Annotated in this window: 17 protein-coding genes; 8 read left to right on the top strand and 9 right to left on the bottom strand. The window is 61.2% G+C overall.

Annotation, left to right across the window (positions count from 1 at the left end):
• The first annotated feature begins 24 nt into the window (after positions 1 to 24).
• Together AKL25_RS16605 and AKL25_RS16600 are read left to right on the top strand one after the other, a co-directional pair.
• Positions 25 to 594: a hypothetical protein gene (locus AKL25_RS16605; protein WP_050478804.1), complete on the top strand. Its 570-nt coding sequence runs from the start codon at positions 25 to 27 to the stop codon at positions 592 to 594.
• Positions 595 to 803: 209 nt separating this feature from the next.
• Positions 804 to 2,576: a phospholipase D-like domain-containing protein gene (locus AKL25_RS16600; RefSeq protein WP_050478803.1), complete on the top strand. Its 1,773-nt coding sequence runs from the start codon at positions 804 to 806 to the stop codon at positions 2,574 to 2,576.
• A gap of 97 nt (positions 2,577 to 2,673) precedes the next feature.
• Here the strand turns inward: AKL25_RS16600 and AKL25_RS16595 are convergent, their stop codons facing one another.
• The 4 genes from AKL25_RS16595 to AKL25_RS16580 all read right to left on the bottom strand — a co-directional run bounded on the left by AKL25_RS16595 (position 2,674) and on the right by AKL25_RS16580 (position 7,303).
• Complete coding sequence (locus AKL25_RS16595; RefSeq protein ID WP_050478802.1) at positions 2,674 to 3,990, bottom strand: MFS transporter; 1,317 nt, start codon at positions 3,988 to 3,990, stop codon at positions 2,674 to 2,676.
• A 229-nt stretch (positions 3,991 to 4,219) separates the two neighbouring features.
• Complete coding sequence (locus AKL25_RS16590) at positions 4,220 to 4,978, bottom strand: SDR family oxidoreductase (protein WP_050478801.1); 759 nt, start codon at positions 4,976 to 4,978, stop codon at positions 4,220 to 4,222.
• 41 nt (positions 4,979 to 5,019) lie between these two features.
• Complete coding sequence (locus tag AKL25_RS16585) at positions 5,020 to 6,453, bottom strand: aldehyde dehydrogenase family protein (RefSeq protein WP_050478800.1); 1,434 nt, start codon at positions 6,451 to 6,453, stop codon at positions 5,020 to 5,022.
• Positions 6,454 to 6,496: 43 nt separating this feature from the next.
• Complete coding sequence (locus AKL25_RS16580; RefSeq protein ID WP_050478799.1) at positions 6,497 to 7,303, bottom strand: SDR family oxidoreductase; 807 nt, start codon at positions 7,301 to 7,303, stop codon at positions 6,497 to 6,499.
• 279 nt (positions 7,304 to 7,582) lie between these two features.
• On the opposite strand from AKL25_RS16580, the gene AKL25_RS16570 reads away from it, so the two are divergent.
• Together AKL25_RS16570 and AKL25_RS16565 are read left to right on the top strand one after the other, a co-directional pair.
• Positions 7,583 to 8,422: a FadR/GntR family transcriptional regulator gene (locus tag AKL25_RS16570; RefSeq protein WP_240475770.1), complete on the top strand. Its 840-nt coding sequence runs from the start codon at positions 7,583 to 7,585 to the stop codon at positions 8,420 to 8,422.
• A gap of 51 nt (positions 8,423 to 8,473) precedes the next feature.
• Positions 8,474 to 9,427: a LysR substrate-binding domain-containing protein gene (locus AKL25_RS16565; protein ID WP_050478797.1), complete on the top strand. Its 954-nt coding sequence runs from the start codon at positions 8,474 to 8,476 to the stop codon at positions 9,425 to 9,427.
• Positions 9,428 to 9,565: 138 nt separating this feature from the next.
• On the opposite strand, the gene AKL25_RS16560 is transcribed toward AKL25_RS16565, so the two are convergent.
• The 4 genes from AKL25_RS16560 to AKL25_RS16545 all read right to left on the bottom strand — a co-directional run bounded on the left by AKL25_RS16560 (position 9,566) and on the right by AKL25_RS16545 (position 14,921).
• Positions 9,566 to 10,738, bottom strand: a complete 1,173-nt coding sequence (locus tag AKL25_RS16560) for a TIGR03364 family FAD-dependent oxidoreductase (protein WP_050478796.1) — start codon at positions 10,736 to 10,738, stop codon at positions 9,566 to 9,568.
• 177 nt (positions 10,739 to 10,915) lie between these two features.
• Entirely contained in the window at positions 10,916 to 11,938 is a 1,023-nt protein-coding gene (locus AKL25_RS16555) for a putative 2-aminoethylphosphonate ABC transporter substrate-binding protein (protein WP_050478795.1), read from the bottom strand.
• Positions 11,939 to 11,994: 56 nt separating this feature from the next.
• Complete coding sequence (locus AKL25_RS16550; protein ID WP_050478794.1) at positions 11,995 to 13,761, bottom strand: putative 2-aminoethylphosphonate ABC transporter permease subunit; 1,767 nt, start codon at positions 13,759 to 13,761, stop codon at positions 11,995 to 11,997.
• Positions 13,762 to 13,766: 5 nt separating this feature from the next.
• Complete coding sequence (locus AKL25_RS16545) at positions 13,767 to 14,921, bottom strand: putative 2-aminoethylphosphonate ABC transporter ATP-binding protein (protein WP_050478793.1); 1,155 nt, start codon at positions 14,919 to 14,921, stop codon at positions 13,767 to 13,769.
• Between the two features lie 334 nt (positions 14,922 to 15,255).
• Between AKL25_RS16545 and AKL25_RS16540 the strand changes: the two genes are divergently transcribed.
• The 3 genes from AKL25_RS16540 to blaOXA all read left to right on the top strand — a co-directional run bounded on the left by AKL25_RS16540 (position 15,256) and on the right by blaOXA (position 18,195).
• On the top strand, positions 15,256 to 15,735 hold the full coding sequence (locus AKL25_RS16540) for an energy transducer TonB family protein (RefSeq protein WP_420840718.1): 480 nt from the start codon (positions 15,256 to 15,258) through the stop codon (positions 15,733 to 15,735).
• Positions 15,736 to 15,933: 198 nt separating this feature from the next.
• Positions 15,934 to 17,055 carry a sterol desaturase family protein gene (locus AKL25_RS16535; RefSeq protein WP_050478792.1) on the top strand — a complete coding sequence of 374 codons (1,122 nt, stop codon included), beginning with the start codon at positions 15,934 to 15,936 and terminating at the stop codon, positions 17,053 to 17,055.
• Positions 17,056 to 17,358: 303 nt separating this feature from the next.
• A complete protein-coding gene (gene blaOXA / locus AKL25_RS16530; protein ID WP_050478791.1) occupies positions 17,359 to 18,195 on the top strand; it encodes a class D beta-lactamase in 837 nt (278 codons plus the stop codon).
• A 28-nt stretch (positions 18,196 to 18,223) separates the two neighbouring features.
• On the opposite strand, the gene pdxR is transcribed toward blaOXA, so the two are convergent.
• Entirely contained in the window at positions 18,224 to 19,735 is a 1,512-nt protein-coding gene (pdxR, locus tag AKL25_RS16525) for a MocR-like pyridoxine biosynthesis transcription factor PdxR (RefSeq protein ID WP_205627263.1), read from the bottom strand.
• 124 nt (positions 19,736 to 19,859) lie between these two features.
• Here pdxR and AKL25_RS16520 point away from each other — a divergent pair, with 124 nt between their 5' ends.
• A complete protein-coding gene (locus AKL25_RS16520; protein ID WP_050478789.1) occupies positions 19,860 to 21,584 on the top strand; it encodes an NAD(P)H dependent flavin oxidoreductase family protein in 1,725 nt (574 codons plus the stop codon).
• Positions 21,585 to 21,586: the final 2 nt, after the last annotated feature.

Raw genomic sequence — 21,586 nt, 5'->3', positions numbered from 1 at the left:
GGATCAAATCACGACAAGGAATACATGAAAGCGAACAAGCAACTGCGTCGCGCAGCCATGGCAAGCATGGCGATCGCATTGGCGGCGATTTGCATGGCGACGAACACTCGCGCAACTGAGAACACGCAGCAGGCAGCAACATCCGCTTTGCCCGCCTACGCGCCGGTCAAGGAAAAAATCTGCACCGATTGCAAGATCAGCATACCGCCCGAGATGATTCCGCGCCGGGGCGTGGTCCTGTCCAACGGCAGTTTTTCGACGCCGGCCGGTTATTGGGAAGCGGTCGATATCGACCAGCGCAAGATGACGCGCTTCATCACCCAGCTCAATACCGAGACGCACAAGCTCGCGGTAGTGCAAAGCCGCACCGTGCCCTTGAGCGATGACGACGTCGCCGAGCTCATCGGGTTGGCCAATGCGGTCTGGCGTTTTCCGGACAAGCTGCCGTCGACGTCGGCAAACGATGTCGTCTGGGGCGTGGACTTGTTCGATGGAGCAGTCACCAGAAAGGAATACGGCGTCGGGCTGGTGCAGGGCGACGGCGCCAACCTGGAGGCTGCGCTTGAACAGGTCTGGCGGCGTCTGGCGCGCTGATCGGGGCATGCGATCCATCGTTATTTGTTTTGCTGCAAGTCGAAATCCTCCCGGGTTTTTCGTTTAATACACATCCGGCCCTGAGCAGGCCAATCTTTTCCCGTCATTGTCCGGTCATATGGCGGCGCTACTTTGCTATGCAGGAATGAGTGCAGGGCAGTGCGTCGCAGGTTTCTGATGATCGGATGGCATTCGGATAGGAGGTGTGTATGCAAAATGCTGTAGCGTTTGCCGACAACGACGTTGTCGTGATTGCATGGAGTTATGGCCGCAAGCTGCCCGGATGCATGGGTTTTGCGGTGTACCGGATCGATGCCAAAGGCAAGGAAACGGCGCTGCCTTCGATGGCCGTGTTTCCCGGTACCAAACGTGTGCCTGCACAGACCACCGCCCAATTTCCGATACAGAAGTTCTACTGGAAAGATCCCTATGCCCGTCTGATCGCCGGCAAAGGAAATCGCAGCTTCCGCTACAAGATCGTGCCGCTGGAAGGCACGCCGGGAAACCTCACGCCGATGCGGGTCGGCTTTGCCGTTTCCAATGAAGTCACGCTGGGCCCGCAGATCGCGCCGGATTTGCAGGCCTACTTCAATCGCGGCCTGATCTCGACGCAACGCGTCTCGCGCGCCATGGATGGCCATCCCGACAAGGAAAGCCTGCTGAACATGGTGGCGCAACCCGGCAACGCCATGCGCAAGAGCCTGGCCGGCGACATGATCGCGGCCTTGCTGGATTTCGTGGCGCGAGCAGGCAAGGGCGGCACGCTCTATGCCGCCTTGTACGAACTGGGCGACGACGAGTTGATCGGCGCGCTGGAAAAAGCCGGCAAGAAGCTGCACCTTATCCTTTCCAATCCCAAAGCAGGCGACCAGCAAAGCGCCAGCGGCATCACCGACGGCAACGACGCCTCGCGCAAGCGCCTGCGCAAGACGGCCGGCGTTCTCATCGATCGCATGGTGGCGTCCAATCACATTGCGCATAACAAGTTCCTGGTCTACGTGGATGCCAAGGGCAAGCCGCAGGCGGTATTGTTCGGCTCGACCAACTGGACCTCGACCGGCCTGTGCACGCAAACCAACAACACCATCGTCTCCGACGATGCGGCGCTGGCAAAACGCTATCTCGACTACTGGAACCAGCTCGCAGCCGATACTGAAGCCGCCGGCGACGACGCCAAGGCCTTGCAGGGCGCAAAGCTGCGCGCCTGGGACGCCAGGTCGAAAGTGATCAAACAAGCCGATAGCTCAACCGTGACCAGCTGGTTCTCTCCCAATACGCCCAAAGCGCGCGGACGCTCGCGGAGCAACGAAGCGCGTCCGTCCGACATTGACGAAGTCGCCGCATTGATCGCCGGTGCGCAGCATGCCGTGCTGTTCCTGGCGTTCTATCCGGGCACGCCCAGCATCGTCAATTGGGTGGCGCAAGCGCAGAAGGCCAACAAGGATCTCTTCGTGCGCGGCTGTGTCACCAATCCGTCATCAGCGGCCGGCTTCCTCTATGAGTTGCAAGGCGTGGAGCCACCCAAGCGCAAGAAGGGTGATGCGCCGGGCAAACAGGATCCGCGCGTGATCTCGGCCAAGGCGCTGACGTCGGTCGTGCCCGCCGGCTGGCAGAAGGAAATCCTCTCCGCCGGCTTTGCCGTCACGCACGACAAGATCGTGGTCATCGATCCGTTTTCCGACAACTGCGTCGTCGTCACCGGCAGCCATAACCTCGGCTACAAGGCGTCTTACGACAACGACGACAATCTCGCCATCTTCAAAGGGCAGCAAGCGCTGGCGCAGGCTTACGCGACCCACGTGCTCGATATCTACGATCACTTTTCATGGCGCTGGATGGTGCAGGAAAAAGGGCAGAAGGCAGCCGACACCATGCTGAGCGTCAAGCCCGATGAATGGCAGGGTAAATACTTCGGCGATCAGGGAGAAATCCGTTCGGCGCAGTTGCGCTTCTGGCTGGGGGCGATTCCGGCGCTGCGGTAGCGCGCTTGCAAGGATGAAAAAACGGCGGATCCGATAAGGAGTCCGCCGTTTTTTGCTGTATTGCTTTTGGTGCTGTTTCGCGTATTACTTTCGCGTACTACTTGTTCACCAGCTTGGCCGGCACCGCCAGCGTCAGCAGTCCCCCAAGCAGCAGCGATCCTGCCAGCACATACATGCCCATGTTGGTGCTTTGGGTGGCGTCTTTCAGCCAGCCGACCAGATACGGGCTGACGAAACCGGCCAGATTGCCCAGCGAGTTGATCAGCGCGATGCCGGCAGCCGCCGCAGTGCCGCTCAGGAACGCCGTAGGCAGGCTCCAGAACAGCGGCAGCGTGGTCAGGATGCCGACCGCAGCCAGCGTCAGCGAAGCCATCGCCAGCAGCGTGTTGTGGTCATACACCGTGCTGAACAGCAGGCCGACGCAACCCAGGAAGGCCGGGATCGCAACGTGCCAGCGACGCTCGCGCTGCTGGTCGGCGCTGCGGCCGATCATGATCATCGCAATGGCGGCGATGGCATAAGGAATCGCCGTCAGCAAGCCGATGTTGAGCGGATCCGAGACGCCGGTGGTCTTGATGATGGTCGGCAGCCAGAAGCTCACGCCGTACAAGCCCATCACGAAGCAGAAATAGATGATTGCGCTCAGCCAGACCTTGCCGTCGGCGAACATCTGGCCCAGCGACACTTCGGTCTTGTCGGCTTGTTCCTGTGCGATTTGCGATTCCAGCAGGCGCTTTTCTTCTTCGCTCAGCCAGTTGGCGTCGCGGATGCGGTCCTTCAGGTAGAAGATCACGACCACGCCCAGCACCAGCGAAGGAATCGCTTCCAGGATGAACATCCATTGCCAGCCGGTCAGTCCGTGCACGCCCGGGAAGGCATGCATGATCCAGCCCGACAGCGGACCGCCGATCACGCCCGAAATCGCGATACCGGTCATGAACAGCGCGGTGATCTTGCCGCGGCGATGCGACGGATACCAGTAAGTCAGATACAAGATCACGCCGGGGAAGAAGCCGGCTTCGGCCACACCCAGCAAGAAACGCATGACATAGAACATTTCAGGCGTCGTCACGAAAATCATCGCGCCGGAAATGATGCCCCAGGTGATCATGATGCGGGCGATCCAGAGCCGCGCGCCGACCTTGTGCAGGATGATGTTGCTGGGGACTTCGAAAATGAAATAGCCGATGAAGAAAATACCGGCGCCGAGACCGTAGATGGTTTCGCTGAATTTCAGGTCCTGCAGCATTTGCAGCTTGGCGAACCCGACGTTGACGCGGTCCAGGTAGGACGCGACATAGCAGAGGAACAGCAGGGGAAGCAGACGCCACGTGACCTTGGAAAAGGTCGCTTCTTCAAACGATACATTGTTGCCGGGCGACGCGGCAATGCCTTGTGCTGGGGTATACGACATGTCTCACTCCATACGTATTAAAAATGGATCAGTCTTGTTGTTATAAAAAGCCAGTCTCTTCGGGCCGTGCTTTCGTTAAGTACTGATTACTGTGGTTCTTGTTTTTTTATTGCAGCGTGATTATAGACACAATTTTTGCCGATTTAACGTAAAGCGGCCCAACGCTGACAAAACCCTTACAGGCGTCCTGTCAGCGCGATTATTTCCCGCTCGCCGGCGTATCGTCAGCTTACACGCAGCGACCGCCATCCACTTCCAGGCAAGTGCCGGTAATGAACGATGCCTCGTCCGAACCCAGATACAGGCAGGCGTTGGCGATGTCGTCCGGCGTCGAGAAACGGCCCAGCGGAATCGTGGCGGTAAATTTCTTGCGGTTTTCCGGGGTGTCGGGCACGCCCATGAATTCCGTCAGCAAGCCGGTCGCAGAAATCACCGGATTGACGCAGTTGACGCGGATGTTGTCCGGGCCGAGTTCGGCCGCCATCGACTTGCTGGTGGTGATGACCGCGCCCTTGCTGCCGTTGTACCAGGTCAGGCCCGGACGCGGACGGATGCCGGCGGTCGAGGCGATGTTGATGAAGGCGCCGCCGCCGACCTTGCGGAAGTAGGGCACGAAGGTCTTGGCGCTGAGGAAGATGCTCTTGACGTTGATGGCATAAATGCGCTCGAACTCGTCTTCTTCCACTTCCAGCATAGGGCGGTTGCGGTGCGTGGTGCCGGCGTTATTGACGACGATATGCAAGCCGCCGAAAGCATCCAGCGCGGCTGCCAGCATGGCCGCCATGTCGGCGCTTTTGGAGACGTCCGACTTGATGAAGCGCGCCTGGCCGCCTGCGGCAACGATCTCGTCCGTGACCCGCTTGCCGGCGGCTTCATTGATGTCCGCCACCAGTACGCGCGCGCCTTCGCGCGCATAGCTCTTGGCGATGCCTTCACCGAATCCCGAACCTGCGCCGGTCACGATGGCTACTTTGTCTTTCAATCGCATGTCTTCTCCTTGTTGTGTTGTAGGTGATGCTCAGTTTTATTTCAATCGTGCTTGATGGCGATGGTCTTCAGGACGGTGAAGCCATACAGCGCCTCGAAACCTTTTTCACGGCCGTGACCGCTGGCCTTGACGCCGCCGAAGGGCAACTCCACGCCGCCGCCTGCGCCATAGTTGTTGATGAAAACCTGTCCGCTGCGGATCGCCCGCGCCAGGCGCATCTGGCGTCCGCCGTCGCGCGTCCAGACGCTGGCGACCAGGCCGAAATCGGTACCGTTGGCAAGGCGGATGGCGTCGGCTTCGTCTTCAAACGGCATGGCCGCCAGCACCGGGCCGAACACTTCTTCCTGCGCCAGGCGATGCTGAAACGGCACGTCGCGCAACAGGGTCGGCGCCTGATAAAAACCACCTGCCGGCGCGCCGTCGGCGATGCGTCCTTGGGCCACGACCGGGATCTTGCTGTCGGCCGCTTCGCGCAGGAAACCGGCCACGCGTTCCTGCTGCGTCTTGCGAATCAGCGGACCGCAGTCGAGGTCCATGGCGGCCGAACCGACACGCAATTTGCCGAAGGCGGCGCCGACGCGTTCCAGCACTTGTTCATAAGCGCTGCGCTGCACCAGCAGGCGGCTGCCGGCTGAGCAGGTCTGCCCGGAATTCTGCACGATGGCGTTGACGATCACCGGCAGCATGGCGTCGAAATCGGCGTCGGCGAACACCACCTGCGGCGACTTGCCGCCCAGTTCCAGCGTGACCGGTGTGTGATGTTCGGCGGCGGCGCGCACCACGATCTTGCCGACATTGGGCGAACCGGTGAAGGACACGTGGTCGACGTCGCGATGCTTGACCAGCAGGTCGCCCGCTTCATGGCCGTAGCCTGTGACGATGTTGAGCACGCCTTCGGGGAAACCGACTTCGGCGGCCAGCTCGGCCACGCGCAGCAGCGACAGGCAGGCGTCTTCCGCCGGCTTGACCACGCAGGTGTTGCCCGCTGCCAGCGCGCCGCCGACGCAGCGGCCGAAGATCTGCATCGGATAATTCCACGGCACGATGTGGGCGGTGACGCCATGCGGTTCGCGCAGGGTGAGGACGGTATAGCCGGTCTGATACGGGATGGTCTCGCCGTGCAGCTTGTCGGCCGCGCCGGCATAGAACTCGAAATAACGCACGATGGCCGCTGCGTCGGCGCGCGCCTGCTTGAAGGGTTTGCCGCAGTCGCGGGCTTCAAGTTGCGCCAGTTCTTCCTGATGCTCAGCCAGTTTTTGCGACAACTTCATCATCAGGCGGCTGCGGTCGGCGGCGCTGGTGCGACTCCAGACGTTGTCGTAGGCCTTGCGCGCGGCTTGCACGGCGGCGTCGATGTCGGCGGCGTTGCCGCGCGCCAGCGATTCGAACACCTGGCCGTCGGACGGATCGGTGACGGGAATGCTTTCGCCGGAAGACGGCGCGGTCCAGCGGTTGTTGATGAAGTGCTGTTTCATGATTCGGAAGATCCTCTCTGTGAAGGCATAACTGAAGACATAACTACATGGCGATCGACATGCCGCCGTCTACGTACAGAACATGGCCGTTGACGTAGGAGGCGGCGTTGGAAGCGAGAAACACAGCGGCGCCGGCAATTTCAGCCGGCTGCGCCCAGCGGCCCAGCGGCGTGCGCGTGGCGAAGTGGGCGTTGATCTTGGGATCGGCGATCGAGGCGGCGTTGGCTTCGGTCGCCACGCCGCCGGGCGCAATCGCGTTGCTGGTGATGCCCAGCGGGCCGTATTCGGCGGCGAGGGCGCGCATCATGCCGGTCAGTCCCGCCTTGGCGCCGGTGTAGACGGCGTCGCCCGAGCGCGCGATCTGGCCCGCAATCGAGGTGACGGTGATCAGGCGGCCGCTCTTGTTGGGCACCATCAGGCGCGCCGCCTCGCGCGACAGCGTGTAGCCGGCGACCAGGTTGGTTTCCAGCATGGCGTGGATCTCGTCGTCGCTGAATTCCAGCAGGGGCTTGCGATTGCGCACGCCGGCATTGTTGACGAGGATGTCGAGGCGGCCGTGTTGGGCAGCGATCTGCGCAAAGGCCGCCTTGACGGCGGTTTTGTCGGTCACGTCGAAGGCGAGGGCGGCGGCGGACAGTCCTTGCGCAGTCAGGCTTTGCACCGCGCCGGCCAGCGTCTCGGCATTGCGGCCGTTGAGGATCACGTGCGCGCCGCTGCCTGCCAGTGCGCGTGCAATTTCCAGCCCGATATCGCGTGCGGCGCCGGTGACGAGGGCAATCTTTCCGTTCAGAGAAAACTGCTGCAGATAGGACTGCTGATTCAGATTGTGCAGATTGTGCGGCTGATTCATGGTTGGCTTCGATAAACAATGGACGGCAGAAGATATCACCGTCGCAGCCATCGGGCCGGACCGTTTGTCTCCTGTCGTTTTTGTTTTATGGACGATGGTCGGAAAGCCCGCCACCGTCTCGCTTGGCTTTCAATGTATGTTGCAGATCAAAAGATGTCAACTTATATTACTACTTGGCCGGTGCGTAGTCGGCTTTGCCGGGGCATAAGGCCTACTTATGGACCGGCTGGAAATCGGCTACCATGCGCAGTAATCATAAAATCCGACAGGAGACGCGCCATGCCGAAATCGCCAGGCGACCAGCAAGACCGCAATCCGGACGCAAAAATTGTCAGCATCCGGGCTTCCGCGTTGCCGTTGACGCGGGCCGCCCAACTGTCCACCGATGCGCTGGCGCTGGCCGCCGCCGGATTGGGACCGGTGCGTCAGGAGCGTTTCGCCGAACGGGTCTACGAAAATCTCTTTCACGCCATCGTCGAAGGCAAGATCACTGTCGGCAGCCGCCTGCCTTCCGAGAACGACCTGGCGACCCTGTTCGACGTGTCGCGCCCCATCGTGCGCCAGGCGCTGGATCGTCTGCGCGAAGATCAACTGGTAGAGTCGCGGCGCGGTTCCGGCACCTACGTCATGGACAAGCCCGAGCTGGCCGGCAAGCCCGCCAATGCGGAGCCGTCCGAGCGCATCGGCCACATCATGAACGGGCTTGAGCTGCGCATGGTGATCGAGCCGGAGTGCGCCTACATGGCGGCCCTGCGCCGCAGTACGGCCGACCTGGCGCGCATGGACGAGCTGCTGACCGGCTTTGAAGAAGCGAATGCCGTCGGCGGCATCGCCCACCATTTCGATTTCGCCTTCCACGAAGCGATCGCCACGGCCACTGCCAACCTGCGCTTCGTGCAGGTGCTCAAGACGCTGGAATACGACGTCAGCCACGCCGTCAACATGCTGCGCCACCTGATGCACATCCAGCCCTGGAAGCGCACCCAGGACGCCATGGACGAGCATCGCAACATCTTCGAACTGATCAAGCGGCAAGACGCCGAGGGCGCGCGGCGCGCCATGCGCGGGCATATCGAAAATGCGCGCAGCCGGATGTTCAACAGCCGGCCCGGTTTGTAAAACGATTTTCTGTAAATGTAAATAACAACTTAAGACTGCGAAACAAGCTGCATGGAATTGCGCCAACTCAGATATTTCGTCGCCATCGTCGATCACGGATCGCTCTCGCGCGCAGCGCGCGTGCTGCACATCGCCCAGCCGGCGCTGACACAGCAGATCCGCCAGCTGGAAGAAGAGCTGGAAGCGCAGCTGCTGCATCGTTCGGCACAAGGCGTGATCGCCACCGACGCCGGCAAAACCTTTTACGAACACGCGCAAGCGATCCTGAAGCAAGTCATCGACGCCAAGTCGGCGGTCGCGCAATCCAACGACAAGCCCTCCGGCACGGTCGCGCTGGGCATTCCGCAAAGCGTCTCCGGTGCGCTGGCCTTGCCGCTGCTGACGGCGATTCGCGCCACCTATCCGGAAATCACCTTGCTGCTCACCGAAGAGCTGACCGGCAACCTGATCGTCCAGCTCAAGTCGGGCCGCATCAATCTGGCGGTGCTGTTCGACGACGGCCAACTGTCGCCGTTTGCCTGCACGCCAATGGTGGAAGAAGAGATGATGTACATCACCCGCGCCGATTCGCAGTACGGTGTGAAGGAAGGAAAAGGCAAGAGCAAATCGGTCACGCTGGCCAAGGCCATCAAGGCGCCGCTGATCCTGCCGGGCTTGCAGCACGGCGTGCGGCCGCGCATCGAAAACGTGGTGCGCTCGCACGGCATGTCGCTGGAAAACGTGATCGAGATCAACTCGGTGGCGATCCTGAAGTCGGCAATCCTGGCCGATATCGGCGCGACCATCTTGCCGGTGGCGCCCTTGCTGTCCGAGATCGAACGCGGCGACATGATCGCCTACCCGATCAGCGGCGAACGCATGGTGCGCACGCTGGCCTTATGCGCGTCGAAGAATATTCCGCTGACGAATGCAGCGGCGGCGGTGGAGCGGCTGGTGCTGGATGTGACTGATGACTTGTGCCGCAGGGGCAAGTGGTTGCATGCCGAGGCGTTGGCGCGGGACTGAGACATCTGGCAAAGATGACCGTCGTCTCAGCGTACGCTGGGACCCAGTGTCGTGAATACGGTCAATACGACGCTGGGTCCTGACTTTCGTCAGGACGACAGTATTTTCAATTGCGAACTGCGTTGGCGATTCGTTGCGTCAGTTTTTATCGACCGCAGGATCCGGCAACGCCGTGCCGTCAACCAAAGCGCTCACGACGCGCTCGCCCAACCCCAATCCCACGCTCATGCCGATGCCCGTATGCATCAGCACCACCGTCGTCTTGTCGTCGATCTTCGTTGCCGAGAACGGTCCCGGTCCCTTGCTGCCGTACACGCCTTGCCAGCGTTCCAGCACATTCAGTTTCACGCCCAGGGTATCTTCCGCCAGGCCGATCATCAGCTTGTCGATTTCTTCATTGTTGAACGGCGGCGCATCGACGCCGTAGTAGTGCGAGTCGCCGATGATCAGTTCCTGATACGGCGTCGGGCTGACCAGCAGGTGGATGCCGTGACGGTTCAGCACCGGATACTTGGCTTCGATTTCAGCATTCACGCCGGCTGCGCTCGGCAGATCGGAGAAGGCGCCGTAATGCGTGCAGGACAAGCCGGTCAGCACGGCATGCGTCAGCGGGAAGCGTTCTTGCGATGCCGCGCGCAGCATCTGCAGGCGGCATACCTTGAGATTCAGTTCGCCTAGCTTGTCCGCAAACAGCGTCTGGTAATCGTGGCCGGAACACACGATGGTGCGCTCGGCGCGGAACTCGCCTGCGGTCGTCGACAGATGGCCGTCGCGCGCTTCCTTGACCAGGGTATTGAAATGGAATTGCACGCCTTGCGATTGCAGATAGCACACCAGCGCCGGTATCGCTTCGCGCGAATACAGCTGCAAATCCTGGGTGCCGTGCAGGGCGGAGCGATGATGGCGGAAATGGCCGCCGTACAGCGCTTCGAGCTGCGCTCCTTCCAGCAGCGAGACGTCGTAGCCGTGCTGGCGTGCACGCACGATCATGAATTCTTCCAGCACCGCATGTTCGGCCGCGGTGCGGGCGAACAGCAAGGTGCCGGCTTCACGCGCGCTAAAGTTGGCGCGCTGCGCCAGGTGCAGCCACAGTTCGCGGCTTTGCCTGGCCAGGCCGATCATGACGCCCGGCGGCTGGCCGGTGACCAGGCCCATGCCGAAATTGCGGATCGATGCGCCGATCGGCGCCGAACTGCGTTCGAATACCACGACGCGCAGGCCGCGTTTGACTGCGGCGAAGGCGTGCGCCAGGCCGAGCATGCCCGAGCCGACGACGGCGACGTCGATATGATCCTTGTTGGTGTTGCCCATCTGATGTCCTCAATACGCTTGCTGTGATGTACCCGGGTTACCGGTTTGTTTGCATGAACGCTCTCGTAAATCAATGCGCAGGAGAGTGTTCATGAAAACAATCGGGAGATGAAGCGGACGAACCTGCCGTCCTGCTTCATCTCGTTTGCTTCGCTTACTGCAATTTACTGCCGCTGATTACTTCTTTTCAGCCTTGCTTTCGTAACGCTTGCTCCACTCGGTCAGGATGCGGTCGCGGTTGGTGCTGGTCCAGACGAAGTCGTTCTTGGTCAGGCGCTTTTCGTAGTCGGCCGGCAGCAGCGGATCAGGCTTGGCGATGCCGGGAACGGCCAGAACGGCGAAGTTCTTTTCGTATTGCATCATGGCGTCCTTGCTGGCAGAGAAGTCAGCCAGGCGCTTGGCGGCGTCCAGGTTCTTGGTGCCCTTGACGATGGCGGTCGCTTCCAGATCCCAGCCCAGGCCTTCCGACGGCAGGATGATGTCGATAGGCGCGCCTTCCTTCTTGGTCTTCACGGCGCGGTATTCAAACGCGATGCCGATCGGGAATTCGCCGGTGGCGGCTTGTTTGCATGGCTTGGAGCCGGAGTGGGTGTACTGGCCGATATTCTTGTGCAGCGCGTCCATGTAGGCCCATGCCTTGTCTTCGCCCATCATCTGGATCCATGCCGTGACGTCCAGGTAGCCGGTGCCGGAAGAGGCCGGATGCGGCATGACGATCTTGCCTGCGTAGACCGGCTTGGTCAGGTCAGCCCACGAAGTCGGCTTCGGCAGGCCTTGCTTTTGCGCTTCGACCGTGTTGAAGCAGATGGCCGAACCCCAGACGTCCATGCCGACCCATGCCGGCGGATTGGCTGGGCTGCGGTACTTGGCTTCGATCGCCGCCAGATTCTTCGGCGCGTAAGGCGTCAGCATGCCTTCCTTGTCGAGGATCGCCAGGCTGGAAGCAGCCAGGCCCCAGATCACGTCAGCCTTAGGATTGGCCTTTTCAGCCAGCAGCTTGGCGGTGACGATGCCGGTGGAATCGCGCACCCATTTGATTTCGATGTCCGGATTGCTCTTTTCGAACTCGGCCTGATAAGCCTTGATCTGATCGGCTTCCAGTGCCGTGTAGACAGTCAGTGTGGTCGCTGCATGCGCGGACAGCAGAGCGCCTGCACCCAGAACGGAAGCAAGCAGTTTCAGAATGGTTGTAGGTTTCATGGTTGCTTTCTTGTGGTGGAAAAGTAAAACGACGAACGAAAAAAATCAGTGCTTCTTTAATGCTTTTTGCCGGCGGTGCGCCAGGCCTGGGCGCGCCGCACCCAGTAACCGAGCCCCCAGTGCATCAGCAGCGACACGGCAATCGAGGTCAGCAGGATCAGCGTCGACATGGCGGCGGCGGGGCCGACATCGCCGGCGTCGTCCATGTTCAGCACGGCGATCGCCGCTAGCACAGTATTCGGGCTGTAGAGGAAAATCACCGCCGACACCGTCGTCATCGACGACACGAACAGGTAGCGGAAGATCTCCAGCGCGGCCGGCAGGCACAGCGGCACGGTGATGCGCAGGTAAGTCTTCAGCAGCGGCACCTTGAGCGAGGCCGAGGCGGCTTCGAATTCGGGATCGATCTGCTTCAAGGCCGTGACGGCGGTCAGATGCGCAGTGGTGTAGAAGTGCATCACCGAACACAGCACCAGGATCGTCATGCTGCCGTAGAGGAAGTTCAGCGGATTGGCCGGGTGGTTGAAGAAGAACACGAAGCCCAGCCCCAGCACCAGTCCCGGCACCGCCATCGGCAGAAAGGCCAGAAAGCGCAGCGAGGTGTCCAGCAGGCGGTTGGAACGCGTTTTTTCCATCAGCCAGGCGCCGGTGAAAATGACGGCGGTGCCGACGATGCTGGTGCCGATGGCCAGGCGCAGACTGTTCCAGTAGGCCAGCCAGCCGCCGCCGTCCATGTTGTCGAAGTCGTAGTGCATCAGCGTCAGCTTCAGGTTGTACGGCCACAGCTTCACCAGCGAGGCGCCGACGGCCACCGCGATCATCATCAGCAGCGCGCCGCTGATCAGGATGAGGATCAGCGTGTAGACACTATCGCGACGCCATTGCCGGCGCGGCACCAGCACTTCGGCGCGGCTGCTCATTTGCGCGCGCTGGCGTTTCTGCAGCCAGCCGTCGATGAAGAAAGTCAGCAATGCAGGAATCAGCAGCAGCAAACCGATCAGCGCGCCGCGGTCGAACTGCTGCTGGCCGACCACCGCCTTGTAGGCTTCCACCGCCAGCACGCTGAAGGCGCCGCCGACGATCTTCGGTACGCCGAAGTCGGTGATGGTCAGCGTGAAGACCAGGCAGAAGGCGCCGAAGATGCCGTAGCGCGTGGCCGGCAAGGTCACGGTGCGGAAGGTTTTCCAGCTGTTGGCTCCCATCGCCGAGGCGGCGTCGTACAGGCGCGCATCGGCCAGCGACAGCGCCGACAGCAGAATCATCAGGGCGTGCGGGAAGGTATAGAAGGCTTCGCCCAGCAGGATGCCCCAGAAACCGTAGATGCTGCCGTTCATCCATTCCTTGAACAGCCCCTGATTGCCGAACAGGTAGATCAGCGCAATGCCGGGCAGCAGCGAGGGCGCCAGCAGCGGCAGCAGGGCGATGGCGCGCCACAGGCCCTTGAACGGCGCCAGGGTGCGTTGCAGGCCGTAGGCGAACAGATAGGCCAGCGGCACCACCAGCAACGCCGTCGCGGCAGACACGCCGACGCTGCGCGCTACCATGGGGAAGAAGTTGGGATTGGCGACCAGCTTGCTCCAGGGCGCCATGCCGGCCCAGGCGCCGCCGTGATCGAACAGGGCCTGTCCCAGCACTGCCGCCAGCGGCAGCGCCAGGGCGAGCATCAGCAGCGCCAGCAGAAAATACTTCAGGCCGCCCGACGTCAGGGCATCGAGATTGAGCGCCTTCAGCGGCTTCGCTGTGGCGGCGGTGGAATTGGCGGCTGCGGGCGTCGTCGTCATGGCGGGCTCGGGCAGCGCGGTGGTCTGGATGGAGGTGCTCATGCGGCTCAGGAAAACAGATGCAAGGCGCGTTGCGGCAGGGCGATCCACATTCTCTCTGCGGCGACGTCCGGCAGGCGGGAGCGGACTTCGTCGGCGACGTCGGCCATCAGGCGCTGGCCCGGCAATTCATCCAGTTCCAGCATCATGCGGTAGCGGTTGCCGAGATAGATCTGGTCGACCACGCGCGCCGAAAAGCGGTTCGAGGCATCGGCCGCCGGTTGCACGTCGATGGCTTCCGGACGGCAGAACAGGCGGCCGGCGCCGTTTTCCATGCTGACGCCGGCATTGCCCTGGCGCGATGCTTCGTCAATGCTGAGGGTCAATGCGCCGACGCTGACCTGGTGCGCCGACAGGCGCTGGAACGGCAGCCAGTTGGCCTGGCCGATGAAGTCTGCGACGAAGGGCGTGGCCGGATGGCGGTAGATGCGGTCCGGCGTGTCGAATTGTTCGATGCGGCCGTGGTGCATGATGGCGATGCGATCCGACATGACCATCGCTTCTTCCTGGTCATGCGTGACCATCAGCGTGGTGATATTGAATTGCTTTTGCAGGCGGCGGATTTCCAGTTGCAGGTGTTCGCGTACTTGCGCGTCCAGCGCCGACAGCGGCTCGTCCAGCAGCAACAGCGACGGCGAGGGCGCCAGTGCGCGCGCCAGCGCCACGCGCTGCTGCTGGCCGCCGGAGAGCTGGCCGGGGAATTTCTTTTCGCTGCCGGCCAGGCCGATCATGTCCAGCATTTCCGTCACGCGCTGCTGCATCTGGGCGCGGTTCATGCGGCGGCTGTTGAGGCCGTAAGCGACGTTTTGCGCGACCGTCAGATTGGGGAACAGCGCATACGACTGGAACAGGATGCCATAGTCGCGCGACTGCGGCGGCAGATGAGAGATGTCGTGACCGTGAGCATGGATGCTGCCGCTATCCTGCTTTTCCAGGCCGGCGATGGTGCGCAGCAGGGTGGTCTTGCCGCAGCCGGACGGGCCCAGCAGGCAGACCATTTCACCTTGCCTGACGTCGAGCGATACATGGTCCAGCGCGGTGAACGCGCCGAAGCGTTTTTGTATCGTACGGATCGACAGGAAAGCGTCGGCGGAAGGGTTCGCAGAAGAGCCGGCGGCTGCGGCGTCGGCAGAAGCGGCGGAGCGCGGTAACGAAGTAGGCATCACATTCTTTCGTGGAGACTATGCCGGGTTCGGCCAGAAAGTGAGCGGATATTACGTAGCAAATATGACAGCTGGATGACACTTGCGGTGTTATATATGGAGTGGATTCCACCTATAGGATCAGGTTATGGATGAGGTCAGTTTGCCAAGTATCCGCAGGTGCTTCCGGAGATGTTTCGCCGGCAATATTGCAGGGCAAATTGCCGGCAACAATCGTTTGCAAATATACCGGAACGAATTGCGCGTCCTGTATGGTCTAATGTCGAGGAAACGTGACTTTCAGCTTATTCGACAGGCGGCCCTCTTGAACAGAACAGGCAAAACAGCGATCAGGATTGCAGCGGCGCTCGGCGCCGGGCTGGTGGCTGCCTGCACGGTGCAAAAGCCCGATACGCAAGCCAACCGCGACGCCACCGCCAAAGACATCATCGAGCAGGTCAAGACCACGCCCGACGGCACCTCGACGGCCAATTCGCTGGACGATTACAAGACCGATCTGGCCCAGCGCATCTCGCGCGTCAATTCCACCAAGGTGCACATCGAAAGGCCGCAGGCGCTGCTGCGCTCGGTGATCGTGATCAAGTATGTGGTCGACAAGGACGGCAACCTGGTGCGCAGCGAGATCATCCGCACCAACAAGGACAAGACCACGGAAGCCACCGCGCTGGCGACCTTGCGCAATACCGCGCCTTTCCCCAAGCCGCCGGTCGCCTTGCTGAGCAACGGTCGCATCGAGTTGTCCGAGACCTGGTTGTTCAATAACGACGGTCGTTTCCAACTGCGCACCATCGCGCAGCCGCAAAAGGGCGAATAGCATCCGGAGCAATTCACGGTATTGCCCGGCGGATCGTATTTCCCTCCTGATACGTTGTTCGTCTCCCACAATTACTAAAACCAACTAGCGCATTTACGTTGCGCGCTGCAACATATTCTAATACCGGGTATCCTATCGCCGTCGCTCTGCGCCTGTTTTTGCGCGCATTCTTGCTTTGCGGCACTTGCAGATACCCTCATGGAAAAGATCATCGTCTACGTCATCCCGCTGTTTTTTGTGCTCATCGGGGTGGAGTTCGCCTACGGCTATATCCGCCGGCGCAATACCTATCGCCTGAACGACGCCATCAGCAGCCTGAGCCAGGGCCTGATCAGCCAGTTGGTGGCGCTGGTTACTCAACTGTTCCAGATCGGCATGTATTCGATCGTGTATCGCTTCGTGGCGATCTTTCCGCATGCGCGCTTCTGGCAGACCACGCTTGGCTGGGTGGCGGCGGTGGTGCTGTTCGACTTCTTCGATTACTGGCTGCATCGCATGGGCCATGAAAGCGCCGTGATGTGGGCCGCGCATTCGGTTCATCATCAGAGCCAGGACTTCAATTTGTCCACCGCCTTGCGCCAGGAAAGCACCGTGGTCTTCATCGGCTGGCTGTTTTATCTGCCGATGGCGGTCTTGGGCGTGTCGCCGGAACAGTTCGGCATCGCCGGCCTGATCGTGCTGATCTACCAGTTCTGGATTCACACCGAACATGTCGGCAAGCTGGGCTGGTTCGACCGCGTGTTTTCGTCACCTTCGAATCACCGCGTCCATCACGCCGTCAACGACCAGTATCTGGACAAGAACTACGGCGGCATGCTGGTGATCTGGGACCGCATGTTCGGCACCTTTGCAGAAGAAAAAGAGAAGTGCGTCTACGGCACGCGCACACAGCTGCAAAGCTGGGATCCGGTCTGGGCCGTGGTCGGCGGCTACTGGCAACTGGCGAAGACCGCCGCGACGCTGCCGCACTGGCAAGACAAGCTGCGCGTCTGGTTCAAGGCGCCGGGTTGGCTGCCCGACTACGCGCAGGCGAGCGGACCGGCCTTCGATCTGGAGCAGGCTGCGCGTCGTTACGATCCGCCGCTGCCGCTGAAGGCCAATATTTTCGCCGGGCTGCAGTTCTTGCTGCTGCTGGTGGCGACGGCGGTCCTGTTGTGGGTTGCCGACGATGTTTCCTATCTGCGCCTGCTGGCGGTTTGTACCGCATTCCTCGTCGCGTTCTGGGCGTTGGGTGTCTTCCTCGAAAAACGCCTGTCCGGTATTGCCGTGATCGCGATCGACGTTATCGCCGGCGCCGTTGCTTTTTACGTTCTCTGGTAAAAGTCCTCTTTACCGTCGCCAGATAGCTGTCGTCCTGACGAAAGTCAGGACCCGGTGTCGTATCGGCCGTTTTGAAGACCCCGGTTCCCAGCCTTCGCCGGGACGACGGCGTTATCAATCGCGGTCCTCCGGAAATCTCTCCAATCAGACCCAAGAAATACTGAGGCCAGGTCTCACGAAAGCTGGTTTGTTCTTGCCGTACTGAATCAGTACACTGGCAGCCGCCTGACATGGCACGCATCTTCACACGGTGCGACGCATGTCCGGGGCAGACATACTCTCAGCATCAGCCAAAGGAACATCATGTTTTACGTGATCGCAGCCGTCTTTGCCATCGGCGCATCGCTTTTCGTCGCCGACACGGAAGCCAAAACCATCTGCACCATTGTCGCCGACGCGTCGCACATCAGTGAGGCCGGCATCGCCGCGCCGGTTCTGCAGCAAGGCAATTGCAGCGAACGCGTGACGCCGGCATCCACCTTCAAGGTCGCCCTCAGCCTGATCGGCTTTGATGCGCGCTTTTTGAAAGATGAACATGCACCGTCGATTCCGTTTCGCGAAGGCTATACCTACTGGGGCAATCCGGCCTGGCGCCAGCCGACCGACCCGGCGGCGTGGATGAAGTATTCGGTGGTCTGGTATTCGCAGCAGATCACGCACGGCATCGGCGCGGCCGGCCTGCAGAAATACGTGGATGCTTTCCACTACGGCAATCAGGATCTCTCTGGAGATGCGGGCAAGAACAACGCCCTGGATCGCGCCTGGATCAGCTCATCGCTGAAGATTTCGCCGCAGGAGCAGGCGCAGTTCCTGGCGAAGATCGTCAAGCGGCAACTGCCGGTCGACGCGCACGCCATCGACATGACAACCAGCATCATGAAAATCGGCATGCTGCCGGAGGGAGCGCAAGATGGCTGGCAACTCTACGGCAAGACCGGCGCAGCAGCGCCGCAGCGTGCGGATGGCAGTTACGACCTGGCGCATTTTTACGGCTGGTTTATCGGCTGGGCGAGCAAGGGTGATCGCACCCGCGTGTTCGTGCGCCTGATCCAGGAAGAGCAAGAAGAAAAAATCAGTGCCGGCATCCGCAACAGGGATGCCTTCCTCAAAGAGCTGCCGGCGCTGCTGGACAAGAACTAGAGACTCCGAAGGCCGGAGATTGCTCCGGCTATTTCTTCACCGCCAGCCGCGACGCCTCATGCAGACGTTTGACGGCGATGCCGATCTCGTCCGGATTCATGGAAGCAAAGCCCAGCCGCACCGCATTCACGGCGCTGTCTTGCGGCGAGAACTGGCGGCCGCTGCGGATGAAAAGTTTTTTGTCCGCAGCATGTTTTGCCAGCGTATCGACGCGAATGCGCTTGTCGAATTCGACCCAGAGCGCCAGCCCGCCTTCCGGATTGCGCACGCTGATCTCCTCCCCGAACGCCGTGTGCAAGCCGTCCTGCAGCGCTTCCTTGCGCAGCCGGTAGAGCTTGGAGGCGCGCCGCAGATGTTTTCTCAATTCGCCGTCGCCGATCAGGTCGGCTAGCATCTTTTGCATGACGGCGTCGCTTTGCGTCGACATCAGCAGCAGATTGCGGTTGAGGACCTCAATCAGATTCACCGGCGCCGCAATGAAACCGCAGCGGAAGGATGAGCCGAGCAATTTGGACAGCGAGCCGATGTAGATCACGTTGCGCTGCTGCGGATCGCTGGCCAGCGGCAGGTAAGGCCGGCCTTCGAAGTGATACTCGTGGTCGTAGTCTTCTTCTATCACGGTGAAATGATGGCGCGCCGCCAGCAGCAACAGCTTTTGCCGGCGGTCGGCGCGCATGCTGACCGTGGTCGGAAACTGATGATGCGGCGTGACATAGATCAGCCTCACCGGATGGGTCTTGCACAGCGCTTCGACATGATCGGTCTTGCAGCCGTCCTGATCGATGTCGACCACCTCAATTCGCGCCCCCAGCGCACGAAAAATCGCCCACGCCGGCGGATAACTGAGCCGCTCCACCAACACTACGTCGCCCGGACGGATCAGCGCGCTGGCTGCCAGGTGCAGGGCCATCTGCGTACCTTGCGTGAGGCAGATGTTGTCGCTGGTGACGGCCAGGTTGCGCGTGGTGCGCAGCATGTCGGCCAGCGCCGTGCGCAGCTTTCCGGCGGATTCCAGATTGCCGTATTTGACCCAGTTGGATTTGAAAGCGGTCTTCATCGCGTTGCGGTAATAGCGATGCAATACCGCCTGCGGCAGCAGCCGGTGATCCGGTGCGCCGTTGTCGAAGTACATGGAATCGCCGTTCCTGTCGGCGCGCACCGACGGCAGGTGCAGATCGTCGAAATAGGGTGGCAACGCGGGCGAGATGACTTCCGGCGCAAACGATTCCGTCTGCGCCGTTTTGCGGTTGGCCTGCGCCGTTTGCGACATCGTTTGCGGCGATTCCAGCGAGGCGTTGACGAAGGTCCCGCGCCGTGGTTCGCTCACCAGCCAGCCTTTGACGATGGCTTCTTCATAGGCCAGCATCACCGTCTTGCGATTGACGTCGAGGATTTCCGCCAGTTCGCGCGTACCTGGCAGCGCCGCGCCGGGTTCCAGCCGACCGCTCCGGATGGCGCTTGCCAGGCCGTCGACGATCTTGCGGTAGGAAGCCTTCATCGGCGAGGCATCGAGATCGAGCAGCAGCCGCCATGTTCTCATCTGGACCATCTGGAATATTCAAATCTGGAGGTTTCAATGGTCCTATTCTAGCCTGACAATACTGTTCACGGACGCATTTGATGCGATTCACCGAACCCAGCCATCCAGACAAGAAAAGACCGTCATGCACAACACCCACACCATCGAACTGGCCGGCTCCGGCAAGACCTTTGCCGCAGACGACCAGGCACTGCTGCTGGATTCGGCGCTGGCCGCAGGCATCTCCATACCGTTTTCCTGCCGCCGCGGCGAGTGCGGTTCGTGCAAGGTGAAGGTGCTCAGCGGCGCTCATGAAAGCAATCCTTACGTCGCCGCCGGCACGCCTTATGCGCTGGCGCCGGACGAGATGCTGCTGTGCCAGAGCCACGCCTGCGGCGACATGTGCATCGACATCCCAGGCTGGTCGCCGCATGCGCAGGCCTTACGGCTGGAAGCGGCGATCCTGGCGAAGCATGCCGTGGCTCCCGATGTGACGAAGCTGGTGCTCAAGCCGCAGGGCGGTGCCGCCATGCAGGTACAGGTACGTCCGGGGCAGTACGTCAAGTTCTTCCTCGACGACGGCAGCAGCCGCTGTTTTTCCGTCGCCAATCTGCCGGCGGACGATGGTGGCGAACTGGTGTTCCATATCCGCCGCGTCAAGGGCGGCAAGTTTTCGCAAGACATGCTGGACCGCCTGGCAACAGGCGATGTCGTCAGCATTGAAGGCCCGTTCGGCGCCTGCACCTGGCAGCCGGGCGCGCACGAGGCATTGATCCTGCTGGCGACCGGCACTGGTTACGCAGGCATCAAACCGATCTTGCTGGCAGCGCTGGCCGAAGCCGGAGACACGCCGGTGACGCTGTATTGGGGCGGCACAAACAGCAGCGATTTTTATGACCGCGCTTTTCTGGATATTTTGGCAGAACAAGACAAGCGCTTCCGCTGGTTCTGCGTCGGACAAGCTAACGTGCAGGACCTCGCTGCGACTCATGCCTATGACTGGAGCAAGGCCTTGGTCTACGCCTGCGGCAATCCGCGGATGGTGCAGGACGCGCGTCAGCGTTGCATCGCCTTGGGTCTGGAAGCGCATCACTTCGTCGCCGAGGCCTTCGTGCCGTCGGGCGCCAGCGACGTGGCGCTGGCGCGCGGCAGCTTCGATCCGGTGTGGGAACGCGTCGGGCCGAAGTATTCGCTGGACGGCATGCTGGCGGCACGCGAACAATCGATACGCGCCCTGGCGCAAATCGTCGGCAAGCTGCGCGTCGGCATGACCACCGGCGAAGCAGTAGAGATGGCCAACGAGCATTTGCGCCAGATGGGTTCTTCGCATACCTGGCATCCGACCTACATCCGCTTCGGCGACGATACCGTGAGGACGCCGCGGCAGGGCGTGGACAAAGAGCGCCGGCTGCAAGCCACGGACATCGCCGTGGTCGATCTCGGCCCGGTGTGGGATGGCTATGAGGGCGACTTCGGCGACACCATTGTGTTCGGCCGGCATGCGCTCTACAGCGCGTGTGCGCAGGCGGCGCGCGACGTCTTCAGCGCCAGCAAGGAAGCCTGGCTTACCGGAATGACCGGGCGCGAACTTTACGACTTCGCCGAACGCGTGGCGGCACAAGGCGGCTGGCTGCTGGAGCGCAATCTGGCCGGGCATCGCGTTGCAGATTTTCCGCATGCGCTGTTCGGTCCGGCCAAGCTGGCCGAAATGGATATCGTGCCCAGCGACGCGGTCTGGGTGCTGGAGGTGCAACTGCGCCATCCGACAGAAGCGATCGGCGCGTTCTATGAAGATATTCTGATCGGCACGCCGTCAAAGGCAGTCAAGCCGGCGACCGGAGATGAGGCGAAGAATCCGGTCGCGGCGTGAGA

Origin of the sequence: Herbaspirillum rhizosphaerae, assembly GCF_001189965.1 — a bacterium.
Lineage (GTDB): Bacteria > Pseudomonadota > Gammaproteobacteria > Burkholderiales > Burkholderiaceae_D > Herbaspirillum > Herbaspirillum rhizosphaerae.
The sequence above is the reverse complement of the archived record's forward strand: the minus strand, read 5'-3'. Positions and strand labels throughout refer to the sequence as shown.